Origin of the sequence: Halomonas sp. BC1, assembly GCF_002078135.1 — a bacterium.
GTDB classification, from domain to species: Bacteria; Pseudomonadota; Gammaproteobacteria; order Pseudomonadales; family Halomonadaceae; genus Vreelandella; species Vreelandella stevensii.
Genome location: NZ_LFGS01000004.1, coordinates 162,399 through 169,701, shown reverse-complemented (window position 1 = coordinate 169,701; position 7,303 = coordinate 162,399). Strand labels below are relative to the sequence as shown.

Genomic DNA, 7,303 nt, shown 5'->3' with positions numbered 1-7,303 from the left:
GCTAGCAAAGCGAGAAGCACCGGAGGCACGCTCTTTTGAGGATGTACAGAAAGACTTGTTGAAAGCGATCAAGCGACTCGACAAGGCCGTGGAGAGTGCCAGCGAGGAAACAGGGAAAGCACAGGGGGCCTATAGAGAATTGCTCAGCATCATTACGCCATCCCACTGATTGTTAAACGGCATCGGAGTGAATCATGCATAACAGCGTCTCAAGTGATGGTGTGATTAGCCTGCCGCAGGCCTTGGCGAACTACAAAAGGATTCTGTCAGCCGCCCAAAGGCTGTCGTCGTCAGTCAACAAAGCTGAGCGTAAGCGCGCTGAGGAGGCGCGGGCCAGGGAGCGGGCGAGTCGCCTCCGCGATGAATCCAAAGCCGCTTATAAGGCCTTAGCCGATGGAGACTTTTCAGGACAGCTCCGTATCGAAAAGACCATCCAGAGGGATCTTCAAAAGGCCAACAATGAGGTCGATCGTGCCATAGAGGGAGCAAACAAAGAGGCAGAGAAATCCGAACAAGCCTACGCAGATCTTTTGTCGATTCTCCGAGGTGTATAGATAGCGCCACCCAAAACCCAGCCAGTCGGCTGGGTTTGGGTCTTGGACAGCGGGCTAGGGCGACGTATGCTGGAATTTCTGGTAAAGCGCATCAAGTCGAGTGAAATTGACCTCTTCTCCCAATAAGCCGTTCTTTTCCACTAAGTGATAGCGGTCTTTGTCTTTGGTAATAAAAACAACATCGCCATATTTACGTGGGGTATGTAAGCTCTTATTCCGAATGTCCTTAATGTCGTGCTTGGTTTCCACAAGCCGCTGCAAGGGGTTATCTCCGGGCAAGTGAGAAACGCAAACTACGAAGTCAGGATAGAAGTTATTGCGATGCTCGCCGCGTACTAACCGTACGCTAAACGGCTTACGGTCTGGATTGCGGAACCACCATGCTACAAAGTCGGCACGATCTAGCGCTTCAGCAAAGGCTTTCTCATCTTTATTCAGGAAAAAGTCATTATCCATCAAGATGCTGCGAACGACGCTGGCGCCTATGGTCCAATGACGATTTCTGGCGAATTGGCGTGACTCATAATCCAACAACTGCTCTATGTCGCCGGCAACGTCTTTCTGTGGTGGCATGATGCCGTACAGATGTTTAGTGGATGGGTTAAGACCTACCTCAGTGGGAAAAAGGTAACCATCAGGCAACGGCTCACTCGGCACTAATTTGGAGTGTTGAGCGACCTCTTCCCATAAGCCTTCTTCTAGCGCTGCACGGTGTGTGCAAACAACCCAGTGAGCGGCATAGCGAGCTAACCGCTGTACCTGGGCGCTGTCCAGCTCATCGGCGTCACCGTCGCTATCGAGTAACGCTTGCTCAATCGGAGGTGTTAGGCGTTTGGCGAGCGTATTGATAAGGTTTTTCCTGTCGTCGTCCTCTAGCATGGGGAGTCCGGCCATTTGAATGGCGGCTTCCCGTGCTAGGGCGTTTCGATCAAGTGCAATAGAGACCTTTCTTTCTTCGATGCTATCCGGGCGGGTAAGCTCAATACGTCGTTCCGACTCGCGGTGTTTGCCACACGCTAACCTTATCGCCTGCTGTTGGTCGTCGTTCGAGATTGGCAGTCGAGTGGCCACCTTCACGATCAGCGAAGCCATATCCAGCGCATCAGGCCTTGCCTCGCTCTCTAGTGCATCAGGTACTTCGGGGAAATGACGGCGAAGAGGGTAGACGCTAATGCCGTGTTCATTCAGATGGCTCACCCATTCGTCCCAGCTTTCCGCTGCATGAGGAGAAGGGCGCTTCGGTGTGTTGTCACTTTGCACTTCGTCTAGGTCGTCACCGCCAATGAGGTCTAGGCCTCCTTGCCTGCTTAAAGGGGGAGTGTCAGGTCCTGTGCCTGTAGGCTCTGTGTGACGTGTATTGGTATCTGAATGCTGTCCCGTCGAGCGCTGTTGGTCATCACTGTTTCTGGGCGCTGAAGGCGGGAAGTTATGGCTTATTTCCCCTTGCGGTGTTGGGCGGTTAGTGAATGTGCGAGCACCGCTACGGGTGGCTCGCTCCTGCATTTTTTCGACTTGCCCTTCTAATTGGCTCTTAACTGCCATGGTCGTTTTTACGGCCGCTTGGAATCCAGCCTGTGCGTCTGCATCCCCCAGGTAAACATACGCTGTATTCAAGTTATCGGGGATATCTTGTGCGGTGGCGAACGCCTCACGAATAGGCTTAGCCACGCGCATTACGCGGCCAATAAACTGCATGGCAAAGTCAGCGTCGCTAACAGGTTTAAGCGATGCGAGAACGAAGGCACGCGGCGCATCGAACCCTGTTCCTGCGGATTGTTTAAAAATCAGAACTTCGATATTGGGGTCATTGGCGATAGCGCCCATCATCGTGGGGTTTGGTTCGTCAGCAGAGTGCTTGCCAATAACATGGGGTGAAACGCCTATGTGACGTATCAAGAGCGTTTCGGCCTCTTCAATGGTACCGGCACCATTGGCAACCTGAACCAGTAGCAGCGGCGTCATGTTCGTGATCCCTGCGTCGCTTAGCTGGTTTTTCAGCCATTGGTTCCGTTTCCAGGCTTGGCGTAGCAGCGTTAGCTTTAAGTCAGCTACTTGTTTGATTTGTGCGCTTAGGTCGTAAACAACCGCCTGGACGTAGGCTTTGTTTAGCCGAGCTTCTATTACATCATCCCGGCTGACATTAAATGACTCAAAGCTTGAGCGGCCAGAATGGTGTAGGAAGGTGTTTATGCGGTCGCTCTTTGGCGTCGCGGTGGCCATGGCTAAGTAGTCAGGCGCCAGCCAGTGCACAAAGCGGCCAAACTCCGTGGCGTTATCAAGGGCAATATGTGCTTCATCAACTACCACGCCGATGCGAAGTTGGTTTGCTTTAGCGCGTGTTTTAAATTGCGCCAGCGTTAGCTTCTCCTCGCTTCCGCCTTCGTCGTAGTCCGCTCGACGCCACATGCTACGTGAGACGCCTTGAGTCGTTGAAATAAGCGCTTGTCCTGCTTGAGGCTCCTGGTTGAGTCCATCCGTCAGTAAGACGGGAGCGAGCCCCGGCGCAGTGCTTTTAAGCGCATCCATGGTTTGCATGACCAAGTTGCTAAAGGGCACGAACCATAGCCATATAACGTTGGCGTTGGGGGATTGCCCTATTTGCTGCATGCACTGTGACAGCATGAACGTTTTGCCCGATCCCGTCGGGGCTCGCAGTAAGCACGGTGGTTCGCGCTCACTCAAGAGTGCCTGTGATATGTTGGCAATCAGGGTGCTTTGAAAGGCTTCTGGTACAAGCAAGGAACCACGGCCTACGGTGAGACCTTCCGCTAAGTTGACGGTCTTCATTAGCAGGCCTCCGCTGTGCTGGTGGTTGGCTTGACATAATCAAACACATCGCTCAATGCGCGACTTTCTATGTGGCTGCCATAGGGCAGGGCGTCAGACAGTGTTTGTGGTCGTCCGCTGTACACAATCACGCGCTTGGCAGGCCATTCCTTTAATTGGCGAATGACAGCTTCATCCATTTTACGACAAACGAGAATGGTCACATGGGCATCGCCCCCCACCGGCAATATATGGGTATCGCTGGCGGAGCCGGGGAGGTGAAGCTGCGTGGTATCGCGCATTGAAAGCAGGGCTTGTGCATGTTCTGGCGTCGCGTCTAGCTCCAGGTCGGCTTCTTCGATCAAGTCTAGGGTCAGGTACGCGAAGCTGCCGCCCAGGGCGTTATGATGGCGTGTTCCCGTCATAAACCTGCGTACGCGCTCGGCACAAATGTCGCGGCAAAGGTTTTTGTTCGGCTCTTTGTTTGTGGCTTCGGTATTGGAGCATAGGATGAAGCGGCGACTGCCTCCGTCTTCTTGATTTAACTCCATAACGGCTTGTGCGGTTGTTCCACTGCCAGCAAAAAAGTCTAATACCACATCTTCTTCTTTAGATGCTTGAGAGAGCAGTGATTTCATTAGCGTCACAGGCTTGGCGTGTTGGAACACTTTATTGCCAAACAGCGCTTTGATTTCATCATTGGCAACGCCTCCCCGCGTACTACGGACGTGCTCGATATCCTCTTCATCACCGACGGTTTCATTTTGTCCAGCGATCCAGCTGCTTAGCGGTGCACGACGGGCTTCTTCTGGCTTGGCATTCCAGTGATCTTTTCGTGAGGGGCGACCTGGGGCAATCGGCTTACCTACCCAAAAGTCCAGGTCGGGCAGATCAGCTCTTAGTAACGGGGTTTTCTTTTTCGGTGAAATAGGCCCCGCGCCTTTATCCAGTGCGTCCAGTAATGCGTCTTTTGAGTCGAACTGCATTACTTCACTGTCGTTGCAGTCTGGGAAGTAGATAAGCTTTTTGCTTATGAGTCCTTCGATGGTGTCACTGCGTAAGCCGTTTAACGCTGCTTGCACTTCGCTTTCATTGTCACAACGTTCACGTATTGCCTTTTCTGAGGCAAACCGCCACACACTATCTGGATCACAGGGATACCAGTACCCGGTTTCTGGGTTTTGGATAGGGTAATAGGTATTAGGTCGCTCATATAACGTCTTATTTGCTGTTAACGGCTGTGGTGCCCACTCACCCAAAGGGTCGCTGTCTCGATTTGCGTATTTAGTTTTGTCTACGGGACGCCCTGCAAACGTAAACCCGCTGTTGGCGTAAACTAGAATATGCTCATGCACTTGACTTAATCGTGCTGTGTTGTCGTTACCAGTGTCTTTCGTCCGCCACACCATGCTTCCCACGCGACGACCTGGCAGCACCTGGCTCATCAAAAGATCAAGATTAGAGCGGTTTTCATCGTTGATAGAGACAAGAATTACCCCATCCGAGGAAAGAAGGTCTCGCGCCAGCTCAAGACGCCGGTACATGAACTCAAGCCATGTTGACTGCCGGTATCTGTCGGTTTTGCTCATGATCTTGTCGTTATATACCCAAGCGCTGTTTCCAGTGTTATACGGCGGGTCGATGTAGATAACTCGGATTTTTCCCGCATGGGTTTTCCGCAACAGACGTAAGGCATCAAAATTATCGCCTTCGATGATCATATTGCCGGTACTTTCACCCGGTTCCAGATGTGAAAGCTCAGGTGACAATTTCGGAAGCACCGCATTGGCATTAAGCGCACGGTCATGGTCAATAGCATCGCGCTCCCAGACTAAGCCCAATGGCTTTTCCGTCAGCTGGTAGGCCAATTGTCGGCGAAGCTCTTGTTCGCTCATCGAATCGAGCCGCTTTAATAAATCAGTGTGTTTACTCGCCATTAACAGGTCTCCTTGGATGATATTTGATTGCCGTTGGGCGCTTTCTTTGGCTTGGGCCCAAAAACGAGTTGAAGTTGGATTGTCTTCTTTAGGTCCGGTTTAGCCATTCGGCCATACCACCATCCTCCAACGCGTAGGCGCCTCTGCCTGAACGCCATACAATCTCTTTTTCGCGCAAGCTTTCCAGCGCTTTCTGCACCTTTGTCGCCGTTGGGGCCTTGGCTTTTGGGTCAAGCTGACAAAGGTATCCGTTAATAATGCTAAGCGTACGTTCTTTAAACGGGGCGAAAGGCGACTTAGCGGTTGACTGTTCGGCCATCGCTTGAAGCACCGCCTTCTGCAAAGCAGGGAGAGCCTCAAAGGTTAACCGGTAGTCCATCCATAGCTCTTCCTGAAACGCATGGGCGTTCCTTTCCAATAGGTCACCTAGATTAGGCGCTTCACCCATTTCCAAGGCAACTCGTCGAACAATGCTGGCCAATAACTCCGGTCGATGGCCGACCAGGCAAAAGGCTTGATACATATCTTCTTTATCGAAGTGGTTTGTCTCGGCAAGCTTCGCGTTCAAGTCCTTGGTATAAGCCTCCACAAAATCCCGATCCAGCAAGGGGAAAGGGGTAATTTCAGCGCCAAAAAACGGTTGTTTGGTGTGCAGCACTAGCTGCGCTAGCTTGTCTCTACTGGAGCCGGTGAAAACGAGCCGTAGCCCCGGCCGCTTCCCTCCCTGGTTTAATGCATCGCGGGCAGCTTTAAGGGCAAACATGGCGTTGATACCAGCGTCGCTGTTGAGGGCGTGCTGGGCCTCGTCCACGATCAACACGACAAGCCTGCCGGTGGCAGCAGAAAGCAGCTGAAGTGCATCACTGAGCGTCGCGCCAGCAGGCAGTTTGCCTGTAGATAGATCCCAAGTGACCGAGCGTAGAATGGTGACCTGCGAGACGCCTGTAGACTTGAGCAGTTTCGTTACCTGGCTCTCATGGTCACTAAGCTTCGATACAATGGCGCTTTCGATTAATGTGGACGGATCGGCATCACGGTTTGACCATAGATCGACATAGACAGGCTCCCATCCGGCAGAGAGGCACGCTGGAATTAGGTCTTCTTTGAGGAAGGTGCTTTTTCCAGTGCGTCTTGGGGCTGTTAGGAACATGCCGCTGCTGAAGTCGATAATGCCAACGCCAGCCATGCCATCGACCAGAGAGGAGGCGAGTTTTTGCCGGTGGTACACAAAAGGGAGCTGCACTTTATCACCAATTATCTAAAATCATATAAATTACACTCTAGCAGATAATTCAGGATAAAAGTAATGTGGCTATGTGTTCTGGCCGAGGCCTGTACCGCCCCACCTCGTTAAGCTTGTCCCCACCCCAAAAGGTCATCCTATGCGTCCTGAAGCGCCTCTTGATCAAACTGCGCGTCAAACCTCGGCCTTCCAGGCCGGGGAAGGATAGCGCGAGGCGCGCAGCGCCTCCTGGTTGACAGGCTATATTTACCGCGCTAGATTCAAGTCATGATGACCGTACACCGCGCCTACCGTTATCGTTTTTATCCTACGCCTGAGCAAGCCGATCAGCTTGCCCGGACGTTTGGCTGTGTGCGGTACGTCTACAACCACTTCCTACGCCAGCGCACCGATGCCTGGTTCGAGCGTCAGGAGCGCATGGGCTACAACGCCACGGCCAAAGCGCTCACCAGCCTCAAGAAAGAGCCGGACACCGCCTTCCTGGCCGAGGTGTCCAACGTCTGCTTGCAACAGTCGCTCCGGCATCTGGATCGGGCCTTCAGCAACTTCTTCAAAGGCCAGGCGCGGTATCCCACCTTCAAGAAGAAGCAGCGCAAGCAATCGGCCACTTACATGGCCAACGGCTTTCGCTGGCGCGACGGCAAACTGTGGCTGGCCAAGCAAAAAGACCCGCTGGCTATCCGCTGGAGCCGGTCTTTTTCCGGCACGCCGAGCAGTATCACGGTGAGCTGTGACACCGCTGGCCGTTACCATGTCAGTTTTTTGGTGGAGGAAGCGGCCACACCACTGCCGGTCACCCCCAA

5 protein-coding genes are annotated in these 7,303 nt (G+C 52.9%); 2 read left to right on the top strand and 3 right to left on the bottom strand.

Going from position 1 to position 7,303, the window contains the following annotated elements; genetic code table 11:
• Nucleotides 1–194: 194 nt before the first annotated feature.
• Nucleotides 195–554, top strand: a complete 360-nt coding sequence (locus B7L72_RS02345) for a hypothetical protein (RefSeq protein WP_081192348.1) — start codon at nt 195–197, stop codon at nt 552–554.
• A gap of 54 nt (nt 555–608) precedes the next feature.
• Here B7L72_RS02345 and B7L72_RS02340 read toward each other — a convergent pair whose 3' ends face one another.
• The 3 genes from B7L72_RS02340 to B7L72_RS02330 form a co-directional block, all read right to left on the bottom strand.
• Nucleotides 609–3,341 (bottom strand): DEAD/DEAH box helicase family protein, encoded by a 2,733-nt coding sequence (locus B7L72_RS02340; protein WP_081192346.1) that lies wholly within the window; start codon nt 3,339–3,341, stop codon nt 609–611.
• Complete coding sequence (locus tag B7L72_RS02335; RefSeq protein WP_081192344.1) at nt 3,341–5,257, bottom strand: site-specific DNA-methyltransferase; 1,917 nt, start codon at nt 5,255–5,257, stop codon at nt 3,341–3,343. The genes B7L72_RS02340 and B7L72_RS02335 overlap by 1 nt, the downstream gene beginning before the upstream one ends.
• An 88-nt stretch (nt 5,258–5,345) precedes the next feature.
• Nucleotides 5,346–6,500 (bottom strand): ATP-binding protein, encoded by a 1,155-nt coding sequence (locus tag B7L72_RS02330; RefSeq protein WP_217806025.1) that lies wholly within the window; start codon nt 6,498–6,500, stop codon nt 5,346–5,348.
• A gap of 267 nt (nt 6,501–6,767) precedes the next feature.
• Here B7L72_RS02330 and B7L72_RS02325 point away from each other — a divergent pair.
• Nucleotides 6,768–7,303 (top strand): RNA-guided endonuclease TnpB family protein (locus B7L72_RS02325; RefSeq protein ID WP_139788429.1); only part of this gene is annotated, 536 nt, incomplete at its 3' end.